This window comes from Brotaphodocola sp. (assembly GCF_983179755.1).
Window position 1 is genome coordinate 1 of sequence record NZ_CFAHBC010000021.1, and the last position, 17,798, is coordinate 17,798.

Consider the following 17,798-nt stretch of genomic DNA (forward strand, 5'->3'; position numbering starts at 1 on the left):
GACTTAAATGGAGATATAAAAAGATGATAAAAATACTTTTTATTTGCCACGGCAACATCTGCCGTTCGCCGATGGCGCAGTTTGTTTTTCAGGATATGGTCTGCAAGGCGAGATTAGAGAAGAAATTCTATATTGATTCATCAGCGACGAGCACTGAGGAGATTGGAAATCCAGTGCACCGGGGGACGCGGGCGAAGATGAATGAGATGGGGATTCCGATGGTGGATCACCGCGCTGTGCAGATGAAAAAAGAGGATTATAGAAATTATAATTATTTGATTGGAATGGATCAGTGGAACATCCGAAATATGATGCGAATTGTGGGAAAAGATCCGGATCACAAAATCTTTAAAATGCTGGAGTTTGCGGGGAGTGATCGGGATGTGGCAGATCCGTGGTATACGGGTGATTTTGATGCGACGTATCGCGATATTGTAGCGGGATGTACAGGACTTCTTGAAAAGATTCGTGAGGAAAAGGGATTCTGATTTTGTCTGTGACTCTGTGATTCGGTTGGTCAGTTTTTTTATTTATTATTTGCATTTCCCTGTACTGCGTGATATGATTTTTTTCACAACCATAAATAATAATAGATAAGATAAAATAAGAAAAATTTAAGTCAACGCTTGCACAGACGTGATGCGTGATTCTTGGCAGTGCTTCTGATATTTTTCAATCGGAAGCACTGCGTATTCAAGTGAGACTGCATGGTGTACGAATTGCTCCATGAGCTGAATCAAAGTGACGTCTTATGAGAAAAAATAAGAAAAAAATTGGTATTAGATGAGCAGTGCAGAAAATATGGTGAGTACGGAAATAAATAATTAAGAAACGTAGGAAAAAACTGAGATTAAGGAAGGTGTCTGGATGAGTACAAATGCAAAAAAGATTCTTTTGATCAATGATTTGCCGGGATATGGAAAAGTGGCGTTGGCGGCAATGGTGCCGATTTTGTCGCATATGGGGCATTATCCGATGCAACTTCCGACAGCAGTGATTTCCAATACACTGGACTATGGAAGATTTCGGATTCAGGATATGACAGACTACATGAGGGATACGCTTCAGGTTTGGGATCAGCTTGGGCTTGATCCGGACTGTATCTGCACGGGCTTTGTGACGTCTCAGCGTCAGGTGGAGATCATTGAGCAGTATATTCAGACGAGAAATCCAAACAAGGGTCGTCTGATTATGGTCGATCCGATCATGGCGGACGGTGGAAAACTCTATAATGGAATGGGGGCAGAGCAGGTTAATGCGATGCGCCGTCTTGTCAGTCTTTCCGATATTATGATTCCAAATATGACCGAGGCATCTTTCCTCACTGGTTTCTGGCCGGGAAGCTATTTTGGAACGGCACAGCAGATCTGGCAGATGGTCGATGGACTGCGCCAGCTTTCTGGAAGATCTGTTGTGATCACAAGTGCTGTGGAAGTAGAACAGCAACCAGTGCTTCTTGAGGATATGCCGGATGGAACGGCGAGATATCTTGTCTGCGGATATGATCATTGGACCGGAACGTATTTCCAGGTTCCGTATGACTATCTGCCGGTGCGGATTGCGGGAAGCGGGGATATTTTCTCGGCAGTGATGACCGGAGAACTTCTGGCAGGAAAGTCATTGGAAATGTCGGTTCGCAGTGCCGTGCAGGCGATCTCAAGATTGATTCTGGATAATAAGGACGAGCTGAACAATTATAAGGGAATCTTGTTGGAGCACAGCCTGGATTTTCTTGATGAGCTCGATGATGAGGACGAAGATTGAGAATGGTCATTTGATGTACAAATATACAGATGATAAAAATGTATGGGTGTATTGCAGGATGGATGTATCAACGCATAAAAAGATAAATGTATAGAAATGGTAGAATAAGAAATGATACGAAATGTAAGTCTGGAGGAAATCTCCGATGGAAAATTATATACGCTGAATGATATGGTGAAGGCAGGCTGCGGTGGATGTGAGGGATGCTCGGACTGCTGTCGCGGGATGGGAGAGAGTATTGTGCTCGATCCGCTTGATTTTGCGAGAATGGCGGAGGGCTTGGCTCTTACTCCTCAGCAGCTTTTAGGTGGGTACTTAGAACTTCATGTGGTGGATGGGATTGTGCTTCCAAATCTGAAAATGGCGGGGGAGAGTGAGCAGTGCCTCTTCTTAAATAAAGAGGGATGGTGTACGGTTCATCCGTATCGCCCGGGAATCTGCCGGATTTTTCCTCTCGGTCGTTACTATGAGGAGAAGGATGGAAAAGAAGAATTTTATTATTTTTTGCAGGTGCATGAGTGCAGTCGTCCGGGACGTGCAAAGGTGAAGGTGAGAAAATGGATCGACACCCCAGAGGCAGATCGCTATGACCGGTATATTCTCGAGTGGCATCATTTTTTAAAAGAGATGCAGAAACGGGTAGCGGGAGCGGATGCACAGGAAGCGCAGGCGGTGAGTCTGTATGTGCTGAAGACTTTTTATCTGCAACCGTATGGTGGGATGGAGTCATTTTATGAGGAGTTTTATAAACGAATCGGAAAATAAATAAAAAGAGAAGTATAGAAAAAACAGAATAGAAATTCCAGAGAAAATTAGAAATCTAAAATCAGAGATTTATAAAAAATAAAGATTCAAAATTCTGCTGAGAAAGGACAGGTGAAGGGAAGATGACACAGGAAGAGCAGAAGGAATACAAAGAGCAGGAGAAACTCGAAGGACAGAAAAAACAGGGAGAACAGAACAGACAGAAAGAAACCCAGTTTGAGACCGCCAAAATGGGTCATACAAATCATGCGGATCAGATCAATCAGACAGTTCAAACAGTTCAAGCAGGTCAGACCGGTCTGGTACTCGAAGGCGGTGGAATGCGCGGAATTTACACAGCAGGAGTTCTCGATGTGTTTATGGACAGAGGACTTTCGTTTGATGGAGTGATTGGAGTGTCAGCCGGAGCAATTCACGGCTGTTCTTTTGTTTCAGGACAGAAGGGGCGGAGCATTCGTTACTATAAGAAATATGGCTGTGATAGTCGATTTCTTGGATGGAAGACTCTGCTTCGCACGGGCGATATCGTGGATAAAGAGTTTTGTTACCATGAGATTCCAGAAAAACTTGATCCCTATGATTTTGAGGCATTTAAGAACTCAAAAACTGCTTTTTATGTGACCTGCAGTAATGTGGAGACTGGAGAACCAGAGTATCTGCGAATCACCGATATGAAGGAACAGATTGATCTGATGCGGGCATCGGCTTCGCTTCCGTATGTCTCTCGTCTGGTGGAGGCAGATGGAATGAAACTTCTTGATGGCGGATGTACGGACAGCATTCCGGTTGAGAAGTTTCGGGAAATGGGCTACACGAAGACGGTTGTCGTTCTCACGAGAAATCGCGGATATGTCAAGAAACCGGAGAATGAGAAGCTCACAAGTATCTATTATCGTCACTATCCGAACTTTGTGGAGGCACTAAAAACTCGCCATATGAGATACAATGAGACGGTACAGAAAATCGAAGAGCTTGAGCGCGAGGGCAAGATTTTTGTGATTCGTCCGAGTCAGGAGCTGACGATTGGACGGACAGAGCGCAATCCGATCAAACTTCAGGAGACGTATGAGACAGGACGCCGGGATGCCCTCTGCCGGATGAAAGATCTGATCGAGTGGTGGAACAAGGCGGAAAAGTAGAAAAAGAAAAATTATTTTATAGATTGATCATAAAAAGAAGAGAATAAAACGGAGCAAGAGCTAACCGATACATGACATATAGCAAAAACCTATACCAGTTATCAAGATGATAGTATTTGACCAATAACAAATTCTGATGCATAATAAAGTCAACAAAAGAAAACAACAACCAAACAAACAACCTACAAGTAAGTAACAACAACAACCAAACAACTAAAAGCAACGCAACAACCAAGAGTAACAAGACAACTAAAAGTAACAACCAAAACAAAAAGCGAAAACGTAACAAAGAGTAACAAAAGGCAATAGCAAGCAACACGGGTAACAAAAGAGAAAGACATAGGTTGATGTTTCTGGTCATTCCGATCAGAGACAAGGCTGAACATGCAGGAGGAGAGATCGTTATGGTGAAATTGTATGACGGAGGCGCTTATCTGGTAAATGGAACAGAGCTGGTTCCGGAGCAGGAGACAGGAAAGGTGGAGGCTCTGACGGGCAGAGCCGTAGATAAGGAAGAGGCAAAAAAGGGAACGATTGCTTATTCGATTATGAACAAGCACAACACATCCGGTGATATGAGCAAGCTGAAAATCAAGTTTGATGCAATGACTTCTCATGACATTACATTCGTTGGTATTGTACAGACAGCAAAGGCATCTGGAATGGAAAAATTCCCGATCCCGTATGTGCTGACCAACTGCCACAACTCTCTGTGTGCCGTAGGTGGTACGATCAACGAGGATGACCATGTATTTGGTTTGTCTGCATGTAAGAAATACGGCGGAATCTTTGTTCCACCGCACATTGCAGTTATCCACCAGTACATGCGTGAGATGATGGCAGGATGTGGCAAGATGATTCTTGGTTCTGATAGCCATACCCGTTACGGTGCACTCGGAACGATGGCAATCGGCGAGGGCGGTGGTGAGCTTGTAAAACAGCTTTTGTGTGATACATACGACATCGCATATCCAGGTGTAATCGCAATCTACCTGACCGGAAAGCCGGGACCGGGCATTGGACCGCAGGATATCGCACTGGCAATCATCGGTGCTGTTTATAAGTGCGGATATGTAAAGAACAAGGTAATGGAGTTCGTTGGACCGGGTGTTTCCAGCATGACAACCGACTATCGTAATGGTGTTGATGTTATGACGACTGAGACCACCTGCCTGTCCTCGATCTGGAGAACTGATGAGGATACCAAGGCATTCCTGACCAAGCATGGTCGTGGAGAGGATTACAAGGAGCTGAATCCGGCAGACGTTGCGTACTACGACGGCGTTGTCTATGTTGATTTGAGCACAGTAAAGCCGATGATCGCTCTTCCGTTCCATCCGAGCAATACTTACGAGATCGACGAACTGAATGCGAACCTCGGCGATATTCTCAGAAGCGTTGAGGTTGAGGCAACAAAGGTAACCGGAAATCCGGATATCAAGTTCAGCCTGACCGACAAGATCGTAAACGGCAAACTTCAGGTAACTCAGGGTGTCATCGCAGGATGTGCCGGTGGTAACTATACGAATGTGATGGAAGCTGCTCACATTCTGAAGGGCAAGAGCTGTGGATGTGGTGAGTTCGCTCTGGATGTATATCCGTCCTCTCAGCCGGTTTACATTGACTTGGTTAGAAAGGGTGCAATCGCAGATCTGATGGAGGCAGGTGCAATTCTCAAGACTGCATTCTGTGGACCGTGCTTCGGCGCTGGCGATACCCCGGCAAACAATGGTCTGTCAATCCGTCACACGACGAGAAACTTCCCGAACCGCGAGGGTTCCAAGCCGGGCAACGGTCAGATGTCCGCAGTAGCACTGATGGATGCTCGTTCGATCGCAGCAACCGCAGCAAACGGTGGTATCCTGACCCCGGCAACCGATGTTGTGGATGATTACGAGGTACCGGAGTACAACTTCGATGATACCGTTTACAAGGCAAGAATCTATCAGGGATTTGGCAAGGGTAACGAGGAAGCAAGCCTTGTATATGGGCCGAACATCAAGGATTGGCCGGAGATGAGCCCGCTGACTGACAACATCCTGTTAAAGGTATGCTCCAAGATCCTTGACCCGGTAACGACAACCGATGAGCTGATCCCGTCCGGTGAGACTTCTTCCTATCGTTCTAACCCGCTCGGTCTGGCTGAGTTCACCCTCTCCAGAAGAGATCCGGAGTATGTTGGCAGAAGTAAGGAAGTTGACAAGATCGAGAAGGCAAGAGTTGCTGGAACCTGTCCGTGTGAGACCGCTCCGGAGCTGAAGGAAGTTTTTGAGAAGATCAAGACAATCCCGGGAAATGAGGATGTGAAGGCATCTGAGACCGAGGTTGGAAGCATGGTTTACGCAGTGAGACCTGGTGATGGTTCCGCTCGTGAGCAGGCAGCAAGCTGTCAGAGAGTTATCGGCGGTCTGGCAAACATCTGTAAGGAGTACGCAACGAAGCGTTATCGTTCCAACGTTATGAACTGGGGCATGATCCCGTTCCAGATGAAGGACGAGCCGGATGCATTCGAGGTAGGTTCTTATATCTACGTTCCGCAGATCCGCAAGGCACTCGATGGCGATATGAAGGATATCAAGGCATATGTGATCGGTGACGAGATCAGGGAGATCAGCCTGTATGTGGCAGACATGACTCCGGACGAGAAGAAGATCGTCAAGGCAGGCTGCCTGATCAATTACAATAAAAACAGATAAGAATTAAATCGTTAATATGGAAAACCCTTCATTATCATTGCGTTTTTAGATACCAGAATGGAGACAGGGTGTCGAACTGTTTGAATACAGGTCGGCACCCTGTTTTCGTATATAACTCAGAGTGGATGTCCCCCTCCTCTATAAGCCCTGACTTTACAAAGTTCGCGAAAGATTGTGAAAATGAGCTCGATGGAGTATAATGGAGGGCGAAATCAGATAAAGAAGATTCAAAAGAAATCGAAAAGAAAGCAAGAAGCAAAGAGCAACAAATAACAAAGAGCAAAGAGAAAAAACAAAGGAAAAATAAAAAGAACAAGGGAATAAAAGGGAAAGAATAAGAGAGAAAAATAAAAAAAGGAAACATAGAAAAAGAAAGGCAAAGAGCCAGAAAGGACAAGGGTAAATCAATGGAAGACAGGAAGATGGAAAATAGAAATCATGCAAAAAGTGAAGAGAGTACAGCGTATAAAGAGTGTGCAGAGAACAAGAATATAGGGAAGAATATAGGAGAGAAAATCGAAGAACGAAAAGAGCGCGGAAACGGCTATACCGATGAGACCTTTTCGGAAAAGACGCTTGAGATGATCTCGGAGGAGGCGTACCAGACTGCGAAAGAACTGATTGATCTTGCAAAGATAAAAAAAGGGGAACTTCTCGTTGTCGGCTGTTCGACAAGCGAAGTTGCCGGAAAGCGAATTGGAAAATATTCGAGCCCGGAGCTTGGAAAAGCTGTGTTTGACGGGATTTATCGGGCGACAAAGGAAGCGGAAGTTTGGCTTGTCGCACAATGCTGTGAGCATTTAAATCGTGCTCTGATCCTCCCGGAGGAGGCAGTTTGCCAGTATGGCTATGAGATGGTCAATGTGATGCCACAGCCGAAGGCGGGCGGTTCATTTGCAACGGCGGCGTGGAATGCATTTGAACATCCAACCGCCGTTGAGCACATTCGGGTACATGCAGGAATCGATATCGGAGATACGCTGATTGGCATGCATCTGCGGGATGTGGCAGTGCCGGTGCGCCTTTCCAAGGAACACTCTGGAATCGGGGAGGCTCATGTAGTCTGCGCGAGAACACGCCCGAAGTTCATCGGTGGAATCCGCGCAATCTACGACGAAACACGCCTGTAAATGCAGGAACTTTTTGCGCGTGTAAGACGGATAGTACTGAAAATAGTATGGAACCGTCACGAATTTTTAAAATTCAGGTGAGAGTTCTGCCCGAAATTTAAGTAAGGTTTCCGCAGGTTTCTTTCATAATTCGGATGAAAAGCTGATCTGCCTTTGAGAGAAATCCATTGTTGAGTGAGGCAATACACAGATCCCAGTAAGCGCCGTAGAGTTCGTTGATTGAGAGAAAGGCAGGGCGATATTCGGCGGAGGCAATGCGGGAGTATTGCAGGGGAACGAGGGTGACGCCCATTCCCTGAGCAGACAGAAGCTGAGCAGTCTCAAAATTTCTCAGCGTCAGTACACAGTGAGGCTGAGGAATTCCTGCTTTGAGCAGAACGGCATCGGTGATCTGGCGGATACGCTGTTCCCGGTGAAGCATCAGAAACGGTTCGTCCTTGAGGAGTTTCGGATCAAGCACTGGATAAGGATAACCGGGCTTTTCAAAGGCTTTTTTCAGGAGGGGATGATCGGGAACGAGGGAAATCACAAACGGGTCCCGGCTCATGACATCATAGTGGAGTTGGGGCTGGGCATGTTGCTGTGGCGGGGTGTGCATGATCGCAAAATCGAGTTCGCCGGAGAGAAGCATTTTTTCGAGGCGCACCGAGTTTTCTTCGCAAATGTCAAGCTCCACATGGGAACAGATTTCGCGAAAACGCGGGAGGACGCGGGCGAGAATCAGCGTGCCAAGGTGATTTGTGATTCCGAGATGAATGCGTCCGGTCTTGAGGTTGTTGATGTCGCTGATTTCAAGCTCAAAGTCCTCAAACATTTTGAGAACCTGTGTCGCCATGTGATAGTAGCGCTCTCCTGCAAATGTCAGCGTCAATCCACTGCTTGTCCGGTTGAAAAGAGGAGTGCCGACAGATTCCTCAATGCGCTGGATCGACTGGCTAAGAGAGGGCTGTGCCATGAAAAGTTTTTTTGCCGCACGGGAAATATTTTTCTCGTCAGCGACGGTTTTTACATAGAGAAGTTCTTTGCTTGTCATATAGGAAAAGATCTCCTTTTATTTTTCTTTTTCGTAATTTTTTGCTTTGTTTAAGTCAACGCTTACAGGAATTTGAGGCGTATCATTATGAGTATAAGTATAATGCATTTTGAGAGAAAAGTCATGAAGATGGCGCGGAAATATCCGCAGAAAATTACAATTTATGCAACTCATGAATGGGGATGGAAATAGCTGTGAGGTTGACTTTTGTAAGAGAAAATAGTATGATCAAAACGTTTGTCCTGTGTCAGGGCGCAACGTTTTTTGACTGTTTGAGATCGGATAATCGATCAAATATGCATGTACATTTACATAAGAGGGGAAGCAGGGGAATCATGAACGATTCGGAAAATTCAGGAATCATTTCAAAAAAAGCTTCAGAAAAAACTTCAGAAACAATTTCAGAAGCAACTTCAAAAAAAGAAAAACAACCAACAGATGTACAATCGAATAACCGTTCCTGGTTTTTCAAGGGAATGAAAGATGGATTTCCGATTGCAATGGGATATTTTGCCGTGGCATTTACACTGGGAATCGCATCGAAGAAAGCGGGACTTTCCGCTATTCAGGCCTCATTGATGTCTGCGATGATGCTCGCATCTGCTGGTCAGTTTGCAGGAATTGAGATGATTGCAGGGGGAGCGGGATATTTGGAGATGGCGATGACGACGATGATCGTGAATCTTCGTTATCTGCTGATGTCGAGTGCGCTCTCACAGAAAATTGAGCGTGGAAAGCCGTTCTATCACCGTTTGCTGATGGCGTATGCAGTGACGGATGAATTATTTGGAATTTCGATTTCTGTGGAAGGACGACTCAATCCGTGCTATCTGTACGGTGCAGCGTCGATTGCGGCACCGGGATGGGTACTTGGAACTTTTCTCGGAGCTGTGATCGGAATGATTCTTCCGGTTCGCGTGATGAATGCGTTGAATGTAGCGTTGTACGGAATGTTCCTTGCGGTTGTGATTCCGGCATCGAAAAAGAGCAAAATTGTGGCTGGTGTCGTGATCGCATCGATGGTCACCAGTGCCTTATTTTCAGTGGTTCCGGGACTGCGGGAGATCTCGTCCGGTTTTCAGATGATTATTTTGACGATTCTGCTTGCAGGAATCTCGGCAATTTTGTTTCCGGTAAAGGAGGAGGACGAACATGAAGCATAATATTTATCTGAGTCTTCTTGTCATGTTTGCAACAATCTATGCGGTGCGTGCGCTTCCGCTGACACTTTTGAGAAGAGAGATTAAGAACAAATTTATCCGCTCGTTTCTCTATTATGTTCCGTATGTGAGCCTGTCCGTCATGACATTTCCGGCAATTCTCAGAGCAACCGGGGATGTGCGCTCGGGCTTGGCAGGTCTGATTTCCGCGGTGATCCTTGCGTGGGTGGATGGAAATCTCTTCCGCGTATCGATCGGAGCCTGTCTGGTCGTTTATCTTGTAGAGATGATTCTGTAACGCAGAACAGATCGGAGACGATTACTGTACATTGCTGTACACGGGGAGGAATCCGGGGATTTTACGAACCCCAAATTCCGTTACTTGGCAGGTGCGCGTAAACAGTAACTCAGAGTGGAAGATGTCAGCGGAGTTGACAAAATAAGGAAAAGGATTTATAATTCCCTCAAATATGGCGGGATAAAATTTCGTCAGTCTCTATCGGTTCATTTAGAACATCATAGATTTAATAAATTCAAATGAATGGATAGAGGGTCGACGCCATAGAATTTGGAAATGATACCGATTTCAGGTGAGGAGGATTTGTATGGCAGCAGAAATGAAAAATGCCAAGACAGCAGAAAAGGCAGAGACGTTAAAGATTGGGACCGTGAAAGAGACGCCGAAAAAGCTGGATACAAAGAAGGAAGATCCGAAGAAACTCGCTACGAAAAAAGAGGATCTGAAGAAGCTGGATACGAAGAAAGAAGATCCGAAAAAACTTGCAACAACAAAAGATCAGACGAAAGCTCTGACAGATAAGAAGGATGAGGCGGTAAAAATGGTAGAGAAACTGGCAGCAAAAGCACTCGAAGAGGCAAAGAAAGCAGAAGAAGCAAAGAAGGAAGTTGAAGTGAAGGCAGAGAAGCCGGCAACAAAGAGAGGCAGAAAACCGGCAGCGGAGAAGAAGACTGCTGAGAAGAAGCCGGCAACAAAGACTACAAAGACGACCGCAAAGACTGCAACGAAGACCACGAAGACGACAAAGACCACAGCAAATACTGCTGAGAAGAAGACCACAGCAAGAGCAAAGAAAGCAACTGCTCCGGAGGCAAAAATTGTCATCGAGTTTAGCGGTAAGCAGGTTCTGGCAAAAGATATCCTTGCAATGGCTGAGGCTCATTACAAGGCAGGTCATCCGGATGATGAGATCAAGACAATCGAGATCTATGTACAGCCGGAGAACAATGTCGCTTACTATGTAGTAAACGGACAGGATCTTCCGGATTGCTGTGTAGAGCTGTAAGGCACGATAGCAAGGCGGTAAGACAGGTTTGACAGGTTTGCGCAACGCATAAATGGGAATGAGAAGACCATGAATCTGAGCGATCAGGTTTGTGGTCTTTTTTGAAAGGTGGAAAATATGGAAAATACGGAGAAGACAGAGACAATAGAGATAGCAGAGACAATAGCAGGGTCAGCGACGACAACAAAAAAGACGACGGTTCAGCTTCCGGAAGCCTTTCTTGCAAGAATGAAAGGTCTTCTTGGAGCGGAGATGAAGGCGTTTGAGGCGAGTTATGAAAACGAGCGCGCGCAGGGGCTTCGTTTTAACACGAGAAAAGGCAGTCTGGAAGAAGACCAGATGCGTTACCGGGAGAAATTTGGACTAAAACCAGTTCTGTGGTGTCGGGAGGGCTTTTATTACGAGGCAGAGTCAAGACCGGGAAGATCAGCTCTCCATGAAGCAGGAGCATACTACATTCAGGAGCCGAGTGCGATGGCGGTAGTCTCAGTCTTAGATCCGAAACCCGGTGAGCGCGTGCTTGATCTCTGTGCAGCACCGGGAGGAAAGTCGACTCATCTTGCAGACCGCATGCAGGGAAAAGGACTTCTCGTCTCAAATGAGATTCACCCGGCGCGCGCAAAGATTCTGGCTCAGAATATCGAGCGAATGGGAATCGCCCACGCGGTTGTGACAAATGAGTCACCCGAAAATCTGGCTCCTCGTTTTCCGGAATTTTTTGATCGGATTGTTGTGGATGCGCCGTGTTCCGGAGAGGGAATGTTTCGAAAGGATGAGGAGGCGCGAAATCAGTGGAGCCCGGCTCATGTGAAAATGTGTGCAGAGCGTCAGCAGGGAATTCTCGATCAGGCAGGATCAATGTTGCGCCCGGGCGGACGGTTGGTCTACTCAACCTGTACGTTTGCGCCCGAGGAGGACGAGCAGGGAATCGCAGACTTCCTTTCCCGTCACCCGGAGTTCTCGATTGTGGCACTTCCAGAGGACGAGATTCCAGAGGGAATTTCCTGTGCGCGACCGGAGTGGAGCCAGATCGAATGCCCGGAGCTTGTGCACACGTTTAGAATTTGGCCACACAAGGCAGAGGGCGAGGGGCATTATCTCGCACTGCTTGAAAAAGCCGGTGTGTCAGGAAAGCAGGGAGATCTGGACGAGTTCGATCAGAGCGCAGAGCGAGCCGGCGATTGGATCGGTGCACAGACTCAGAATGATTTTGCAGTGGAAAATGGAAAGAAGAGCCAAAAGAAGGACAAGAAAAAAGAAAAGGGAAGAAAACGCGATGCGTTCTCTGCGGGAATCGACAGAGAACAGCTTGCGTTGTGGCAGGAATTTGAAAAGGAGACGCTTGTCGAGCCGATTTTCTGTGAGAATCCTGTGTCGAGAATCCTGTTTGGAGAACAGCTCTATCAGCTTCCGGAAGGAATGCCGGATCTTTCCGGACTTCGCGTGCTCCGACCGGGACTTCATCTAGGAACGATCAAGAAGAACCGCTTAGAACCCGCTCATGCGCTGGCACTTGCACTTCGCCCGGATCAGGTGCGCCGAAGTGTCGATTATCCGGCGGACAGTCAGGAGATTCGCACCTATTTAGGCGGTGGCACGCTTTCTTGTGATCCGTCCGAAAAAGGCTGGGTACTCATTTGTGTAGATGGATTCTCGCTTGGTTGGGCAAAGGCAACCGGCGGCAGCCTGAAAAACCATTACCCGAAGGGACTTCGCATTTTCTCATAAATTGCATCGTTCCATAAACTGCATATCTGCTGGAACCGCTGTCGTGAAGGACAGCGGTTTTTTTGTGATCGGATGGTCAAATGTGAGCTTCCATGAATGGAGACACTGCCTGCCAATCAGCCGGAAATCCGGGTTGTAGAGAAAATCTCCGGGCAGAGGATGACCGGCGTATTTCATGTGAACGCGGATCTGGTGTGTCCGTCCAGTCTCCAACTGGAGCTTGACGGCGGAGAGATCAAGCTCGGGTAGGTAGGCGAGCTGTTCAAAGTGAGTGATTGCGGACTCTCCGCGCTCAAAATTGACCTCGCGCTCAATCACGGAATCGCAGACGCGCGCGATCGGAGCATCGATGGTGCCGAAAAAATTTGCTTTTGCAGAATCGGAACAATCGGAACCTGTATGCGAGGTTGATGAGAGCGGTGAGACAGTCACCCCTTTTGGCGCACAAGTCACAAGATCAGCGATGTTGCCATGGCATCCCGCCAGATAGATTCGATGAATTTCACGGTTTCGTATCATCTCGGAGAGAATGCAGCTGCTGAGAGAATTTTTTGCAAAGATCAAAAGCCCACTTGTGTCACGGTCGAGACGGTTGACGATCCGGCAGGTGAACGGCTCGCCTTTTTCGGCAAAGTACCCGGCAACGCCATTTGCAAGGGAATCCGAGAAATGCCCCTGTGACGGATGAATCGAGACGCCGGGAGCTTTGTTGATAACCATCAGATCTTCATCCTCAAATAAAATATCAAGATTCATCGGAACCGGGACGACACTGCTGTCAGCTGTCTCTTCCGGCAGAGTCACTTCCAGAACCTCATCTTCAGTCAGGAGATGGGTGACATAAACTTTTTCGCCGTTGATGCACAGACCATCCGGGAGCAGTTTGACGCGGATGATGAGCCGTCGTGAGAATCCTTTTTCGAGCAGGAGCTCTTCGACGGTCTGTCCTGGCTTTGTACAGGAAAAAAGAAATGTTCGTCTATTCATATCGTGAAAAATCCTTTCGTAAATATTCATGATCCATCATAGCAGAATAAGTGCAGAATAGCCAGAATACGTTGTGATAACGCAGTGAATTTGGTTTTACAGATTTATTTGGCTTAGGTTTAGCAGTTGTTTCGTTGGTTTGGACTCTCGGAAAGGAATCGAAGACGATGAAAATTCAGACGGGTCTTTATGCACTGATGGCAGGTGTGACGATCGGTTTAGCAGTTTGGGGAGCACAGGGGATTGAAGGCTGGTGCCCGACCTCGCGTTACATGCCGATGCTTTTGACGACACCAAAGACGATATCAGAATCAGATGTAAAAATAGACGTAGATGCAAATAATACAAAGATAGACGCAAGTGTAGATACAAATGTATTTCCTGTGGCAGTGGCACAAAATATACAGAATTTGTTCCCCGATCCACAGTCCCCAATCCAGACTTCTCCAAATGCTCCAATCCAGAATACTCAAGATTCCCAGACTCCCCCAAACTCCCCGGATTTGCTTTCTCTCCACTCCCTCTCGGCGGTTCTTCTCGACGGCGACAGCGGGCGGGTTCTCTACGGAAGAGATATGGACACTCCGCGTCCGATGGCGAGCACGACGAAGATCATGACCTGCATTCTTGCGCTTGAGCAGGGAAATCTCTCCGATGTCTGCACAATCTCCGCAAATGCCTCATCCCAGCCGAAAGTCCATCTTGGCGTTCGTGCGGGGCAAAAGTTTCTGCTTGAAGATCTCTTGTACTCGCTGATGCTCGAATCTCACAATGACTCAGCAGTCGCGGTTGCGGAGCAGATCGCCGGAAGTGTCGAAGAGTTTGCAAAGAAGATGAACCGGAAGGCACTCTCGATCGGATGTGAGAATACCTATTTTGTGACGCCAAATGGCCTTGATGCGACGAATAGGGACGAGAGTGGGGAGGTGCGCATGCACAGCACAACGGCGACGGATCTTGCGCGGATTCTGCGCTACTGCATCATGGAATCGCCGAAACGGGAGGGATTTTTGAAGATCACGAGGAGCGCAAGCCGGACATTCACGGACCAGTCAGGAGGGAGTTCGTATTATTGTGCGAATCACAATGCGTTTCTTCAGATGATGGAGGGAGTGCTGACCGGAAAGACCGGATTTACCGGAGGGGCAGGGTACTGTTATGTCTCGGCGCTTGAGAGTGAGGGGAGAACTTTTGTTGTGGCTCTGCTTGGCTGCGGATGGCCTCCGCACCGCACATGGAAGTGGGAGGATGCAAGGATGCTTTTTTCATATGGGAAACAGAATTTTTCGTATCAGGACTGCTATCAGCCGTTTGAGGTGTGCCGGATTCCGGTCAGGGGCTCTGAAAAAGGAAAGACGGTTGCAGTGGACGTTGACACAGCGAAGGAAGATCAGACCCTGTATTTTCTGCTTCAGGATGGTGAGCGAATGATCCGCGAGGTAACGATCCCGGAATTTCTCGATGCTCCGGTCAAAATCGGAGACACGGTTGGGGAGGTTCGCTATGTTCTTGATGGAAAAGTGATCCGCACGGAGGCAGTCTGTACACAGGAGGAGGCATCAAAATGGAATCTTCTTCGATGTATCCAGAGCACAATCGATCAATATATGCGAATGTATCTTAAAAAATGATAAGAAAAGCGAAAAAGTGAAAAAAATAACTTGAATTTTGTGCTTCCTCATTATACAATTAAAATCGGCAGAAATTGGATTTACAAAGCGATATGCTGTGGACTTTGCCAGGAAAGATCGTGCGGTACAGCATATCGTGACAATATTTAAAATGGAGGATTGCAAAATGAGTAATTCAGCACAAACTTCAGCAAGCAAGCGCATTAACGCCCTGCTTGATGAAAACAGTTTTGTTGAGATCGGTGCTTATGTAACAGCAAGAAGCACGGATTTTAACCTGACTGACAGGGAAACTCCTGAAGATGGTGTAATCACCGGTTACGGTACCATTGATGGAAACCTTGTGTATGTGTACAGCCAGGATGCGTCTGTACTGGGCGGTTCCATCGGCGAGATGCACGCAAAGAAAATTTCCAGAATCTATTCCATGGCAGTGAAAATGGCAGCTCCGGTTATCGGTCTGATCGACTGTGCAGGTCTTCGTCTTCAGGAAGCGACTGACGCACTCGATGGTTTCGGCCAGATGTATTTAAGCCAGGCAATGGCTTCCGGCGTTGTTCCGCAGATTTCCGCAGTATTCGGTACTTGCGGTGGCGGTATGGCAGTTTCTTCTGCAATGGCAGACTTCATCTTCATGGAAGATAAGAAGGCAAAGCTGTTTGTCAACGCTCCGAACGCTCTTGACGGAAACCGCGTAGAGAAGTGCGACACCTCCTGTGCATCTTTCCAGAGCGAGGATACCGGACTGGTTGACTTTACCGGCGACGAGGATTCCATCCTTTCCCAGATTCGCACCCTGGTTTCGATTCTTCCGGCAAGCAACGAGGAGAATACGGCTTACACCGAGTGTGAGGATGATTTAAACCGCACCAGCGCAGATCTTGCAAACTGTGTCGGCGCATCCGATCTGGCACTTCAGAAGATTTCCGATAACGGATTCTATCTGGAAGTGAAGAAGGCATATGATCCGTCCATGGTAACTGCATTCATCCGCTTAAACGGCGCAACCGTAGGTTGTGTAGCAAACCGTACCGCTGTATACGGCGAGAACGGCGAGGTTGAGGCTGAGTACGATGCAGTTCTTACCGCACGCGGATGTGAGAAGGCTGAGAAGTTCGTTTCCTTCTGTGATGCATTCAATATCCCGGTACTGACCCTTGTAAACGTAAAGGGCTACAAGGCAAGCAAGTGCACCGAGAAGAAGATCGCAAAGGCAGCAGGTCGTCTGACCTACGCATTTGCAAATGCAAGCGTTCCGAAGGTAACCGTTGTAACTGGCGAGGCATTTGGTACCGCTTATCTGACGATGAACAGCAAGTCCATCGGCGCAGATATGGTATACGCATGGCCGACCGCAGTCATCGGTACGATGGATCCGGAGCAGGCAGTTAAGATCATGTATGCTGATGAGATTGCCAAGGCAGATGACAGCTTAAAGCTGATCGCTGAGAAGGCAAATGAGTATCGCGAGCTTCAGTCCAGCGCAGTTTCTGCTGCAAAGAGAGGCTATGTCGATGATATTATTGAGGCATGCGACACCAGAAAACGCGTGATCGCAGCTTTCGAGATGTTGTTTACCAAGAGAGAGGATCGTCCGGACAGAAAGCATGGAACGGTTTAGAATGAGGTGACAGGTATATGAAACAATATTTAAAACGAATGGTACTGGCAATGTGTCTGGTGGCCTGCTTCTTTGTCCTGTCCGCTTGTTCTTCCGCATCTACCAATGCGGATGAGAGCTCACTTGACCCGCAGATGGCTTCGTATATCACTCAGACCTCAGAACAGCTGGTTCAGACCATTACCAGTCTGGACAAGGAGAGCGGAGCACAGAGCCAGGAGTATCTGATTAAGCAGAAGGAAGAGGGACTCGCAGGTGGAGTTGCTTCCTGGCTTAACAGCATGAACGACACCGGAAGTCTGGTGGAGATCCTTGATTCTGACGCTCAGGAGTCTTCCGATGGTTCCTATATCGGAATCGTAAATGCTTCTTTCGAGAAGAGAAATGCACAGTTCAAGTTCTTCTATGCAGAGGATGGACAGCAGATGGAAGTAACCTCTATTTCCATCTCTCCGGAGTACACGACCGGTGAGAAGATGCAGAAGGCTGCTATGAACACCCTGATGGGTATGGGAACCGTATTCATCGTTCTGATCTTCATCAGCCTGCTGATCGGTTGCTTCAAGTACATCAATGTTGTTCAGAACAACATGGCAAAGAAGAAAGATGCTCAGGCTGAGGTTGCTCCGGCTCCGGTTGCAAAGGCACCGGTACAGGTAGCAGATACCGCAGACGAGGATGAGATCGCAGTTGTTATCGCAGCAGCGATTGCAGCAGCAGAGGAAGACGAGCTGGCAGAGACTGTTGTCAGCAACGACAAGCTCGTAGCACGTTCCATCCGTCATGCAAACAGAAGCAGACGCAGATGGTAATTTCCTAATTTCCGCATTCGGACAGACA

Annotated in this window: 15 protein-coding genes; 13 read left to right on the forward strand and 2 right to left on the reverse strand. The window is 47.4% G+C overall.

The window, feature by feature from the left end; translation table 11 throughout:
• Positions 1-23 precede the first annotated feature (23 nt).
• The 6 genes from AC4EVX_RS08695 to AC4EVX_RS08720 all read left to right on the forward strand — a co-directional run bounded on the left by AC4EVX_RS08695 (position 24) and on the right by AC4EVX_RS08720 (position 7,494).
• Positions 24-488 carry a low molecular weight phosphotyrosine protein phosphatase gene (locus AC4EVX_RS08695; protein WP_177977435.1) on the forward strand — a complete coding sequence of 155 codons (465 nt, stop codon included), beginning with the start codon at positions 24-26 and terminating at the stop codon, positions 486-488.
• Between the two features lie 379 nt (positions 489-867).
• Positions 868-1,764, forward strand: coding sequence for a bifunctional hydroxymethylpyrimidine kinase/phosphomethylpyrimidine kinase (locus tag AC4EVX_RS08700; protein ID WP_177977436.1), 897 nt, complete (start codon positions 868-870; stop codon positions 1,762-1,764).
• A 111-nt stretch (positions 1,765-1,875) separates the two neighbouring features.
• Positions 1,876-2,529: a YkgJ family cysteine cluster protein gene (locus tag AC4EVX_RS08705; RefSeq protein WP_490160001.1), complete on the forward strand. Its 654-nt coding sequence runs from the start codon at positions 1,876-1,878 to the stop codon at positions 2,527-2,529.
• Positions 2,530-2,759: 230 nt separating this feature from the next.
• Positions 2,760-3,668 carry a patatin-like phospholipase family protein gene (locus AC4EVX_RS08710; protein WP_490160021.1) on the forward strand — a complete coding sequence of 303 codons (909 nt, stop codon included), beginning with the start codon at positions 2,760-2,762 and terminating at the stop codon, positions 3,666-3,668.
• A gap of 404 nt (positions 3,669-4,072) precedes the next feature.
• Positions 4,073-6,364: a hydratase gene (locus tag AC4EVX_RS08715; RefSeq protein ID WP_177977438.1), complete on the forward strand. Its 2,292-nt coding sequence runs from the start codon at positions 4,073-4,075 to the stop codon at positions 6,362-6,364.
• 581 nt (positions 6,365-6,945) lie between these two features.
• Positions 6,946-7,494 (forward strand): TIGR01440 family protein, encoded by a 549-nt coding sequence (locus AC4EVX_RS08720; RefSeq protein ID WP_490160022.1) that lies wholly within the window; start codon positions 6,946-6,948, stop codon positions 7,492-7,494.
• A gap of 97 nt (positions 7,495-7,591) precedes the next feature.
• On the opposite strand, the gene AC4EVX_RS08725 is transcribed toward AC4EVX_RS08720, so the two are convergent.
• On the reverse strand, positions 7,592-8,527 hold the full coding sequence (locus AC4EVX_RS08725) for a LysR family transcriptional regulator (protein WP_490160002.1): 936 nt from the start codon (positions 8,525-8,527) through the stop codon (positions 7,592-7,594).
• A gap of 476 nt (positions 8,528-9,003) precedes the next feature.
• On the opposite strand from AC4EVX_RS08725, the gene AC4EVX_RS08730 reads away from it, so the two are divergent.
• The 4 genes from AC4EVX_RS08730 to AC4EVX_RS08745 all read left to right on the forward strand — a co-directional run bounded on the left by AC4EVX_RS08730 (position 9,004) and on the right by AC4EVX_RS08745 (position 12,719).
• Positions 9,004-9,690, forward strand: a complete 687-nt coding sequence (locus AC4EVX_RS08730; RefSeq protein WP_177977440.1) for an AzlC family ABC transporter permease — start codon at positions 9,004-9,006, stop codon at positions 9,688-9,690.
• On the forward strand, positions 9,680-9,985 hold the full coding sequence (locus AC4EVX_RS08735; protein ID WP_177977441.1) for an AzlD domain-containing protein: 306 nt from the start codon (positions 9,680-9,682) through the stop codon (positions 9,983-9,985). The genes AC4EVX_RS08730 and AC4EVX_RS08735 overlap by 11 nt, the downstream gene beginning before the upstream one ends.
• Before the next feature lie 307 nt (positions 9,986-10,292).
• A complete protein-coding gene (locus AC4EVX_RS08740; protein ID WP_490160003.1) occupies positions 10,293-10,991 on the forward strand; it encodes a DUF6465 family protein in 699 nt (232 codons plus the stop codon).
• A 117-nt stretch (positions 10,992-11,108) separates the two neighbouring features.
• Positions 11,109-12,719 (forward strand): RsmF rRNA methyltransferase first C-terminal domain-containing protein, encoded by a 1,611-nt coding sequence (locus AC4EVX_RS08745; protein ID WP_177977443.1) that lies wholly within the window; start codon positions 11,109-11,111, stop codon positions 12,717-12,719.
• Here the strand turns inward: AC4EVX_RS08745 and AC4EVX_RS08750 are convergent.
• Positions 12,714-13,706: a pseudouridine synthase gene (locus AC4EVX_RS08750; RefSeq protein WP_177977444.1), complete on the reverse strand. Its 993-nt coding sequence runs from the start codon at positions 13,704-13,706 to the stop codon at positions 12,714-12,716. The genes AC4EVX_RS08745 and AC4EVX_RS08750 overlap by 6 nt on opposite strands.
• 167 nt (positions 13,707-13,873) lie before the next feature.
• Between AC4EVX_RS08750 and AC4EVX_RS08755 the strand changes: the two genes are divergently transcribed.
• The 3 genes from AC4EVX_RS08755 to AC4EVX_RS08765 all read left to right on the forward strand — a co-directional run bounded on the left by AC4EVX_RS08755 (position 13,874) and on the right by AC4EVX_RS08765 (position 17,770).
• The gene (locus AC4EVX_RS08755; RefSeq protein WP_490160004.1) at positions 13,874-15,337 is read left to right on the forward strand and encodes a D-alanyl-D-alanine carboxypeptidase family protein; all 1,464 of its coding nucleotides are present in this window, start codon (positions 13,874-13,876) and stop codon (positions 15,335-15,337) included.
• 166 nt (positions 15,338-15,503) lie between these two features.
• On the forward strand, positions 15,504-16,958 hold the full coding sequence (locus AC4EVX_RS08760) for an acyl-CoA carboxylase subunit beta (RefSeq protein WP_177977446.1): 1,455 nt from the start codon (positions 15,504-15,506) through the stop codon (positions 16,956-16,958).
• 17 nt (positions 16,959-16,975) lie between these two features.
• Positions 16,976-17,770 (forward strand): OadG family transporter subunit, encoded by a 795-nt coding sequence (locus AC4EVX_RS08765; protein WP_177977447.1) that lies wholly within the window; start codon positions 16,976-16,978, stop codon positions 17,768-17,770.
• Positions 17,771-17,798: the final 28 nt, after the last annotated feature.

What these genes read in the sequence shown, in the direction of transcription:
- AC4EVX_RS08765 (WP_177977447.1), top strand. Translation starts at nt 16,976, where the DNA reads ATGAAACAATATTTAAAACGAATGGTACTGGCAATGTGTCTGGTGGCC.
- AC4EVX_RS08755 (WP_490160004.1), top strand. Translation starts at nt 13,874, where the DNA reads ATGAAAATTCAGACGGGTCTTTATGCACTGATGGCAGGTGTGACGATC.
- AC4EVX_RS08760 (WP_177977446.1), top strand. Translation starts at nt 15,504, where the DNA reads ATGAGTAATTCAGCACAAACTTCAGCAAGCAAGCGCATTAACGCCCTG.
- AC4EVX_RS08750 (WP_177977444.1), bottom strand. Translation starts at nt 13,706, where the DNA reads ATGAATAGACGAACATTTCTTTTTTCCTGTACAAAGCCAGGACAGACC.
- AC4EVX_RS08735 (WP_177977441.1), top strand. Translation starts at nt 9,680, where the DNA reads ATGAAGCATAATATTTATCTGAGTCTTCTTGTCATGTTTGCAACAATC.
- AC4EVX_RS08710 (WP_490160021.1), top strand. Translation starts at nt 2,760, where the DNA reads ATGGGTCATACAAATCATGCGGATCAGATCAATCAGACAGTTCAAACA.
- AC4EVX_RS08740 (WP_490160003.1), top strand. Translation starts at nt 10,293, where the DNA reads ATGGCAGCAGAAATGAAAAATGCCAAGACAGCAGAAAAGGCAGAGACG.
- AC4EVX_RS08715 (WP_177977438.1), top strand. Translation starts at nt 4,073, where the DNA reads ATGGTGAAATTGTATGACGGAGGCGCTTATCTGGTAAATGGAACAGAG.
- AC4EVX_RS08745 (WP_177977443.1), top strand. Translation starts at nt 11,109, where the DNA reads ATGGAAAATACGGAGAAGACAGAGACAATAGAGATAGCAGAGACAATA.
- AC4EVX_RS08720 (WP_490160022.1), top strand. Translation starts at nt 6,946, where the DNA reads ATGATCTCGGAGGAGGCGTACCAGACTGCGAAAGAACTGATTGATCTT.
- AC4EVX_RS08730 (WP_177977440.1), top strand. Translation starts at nt 9,004, where the DNA reads ATGAAAGATGGATTTCCGATTGCAATGGGATATTTTGCCGTGGCATTT.
- AC4EVX_RS08695 (WP_177977435.1), top strand. Translation starts at nt 24, where the DNA reads ATGATAAAAATACTTTTTATTTGCCACGGCAACATCTGCCGTTCGCCG.
- AC4EVX_RS08700 (WP_177977436.1), top strand. Translation starts at nt 868, where the DNA reads ATGAGTACAAATGCAAAAAAGATTCTTTTGATCAATGATTTGCCGGGA.
- AC4EVX_RS08725 (WP_490160002.1), bottom strand. Translation starts at nt 8,527, where the DNA reads ATGACAAGCAAAGAACTTCTCTATGTAAAAACCGTCGCTGACGAGAAA.
- AC4EVX_RS08705 (WP_490160001.1), top strand. Translation starts at nt 1,876, where the DNA reads ATGATACGAAATGTAAGTCTGGAGGAAATCTCCGATGGAAAATTATAT.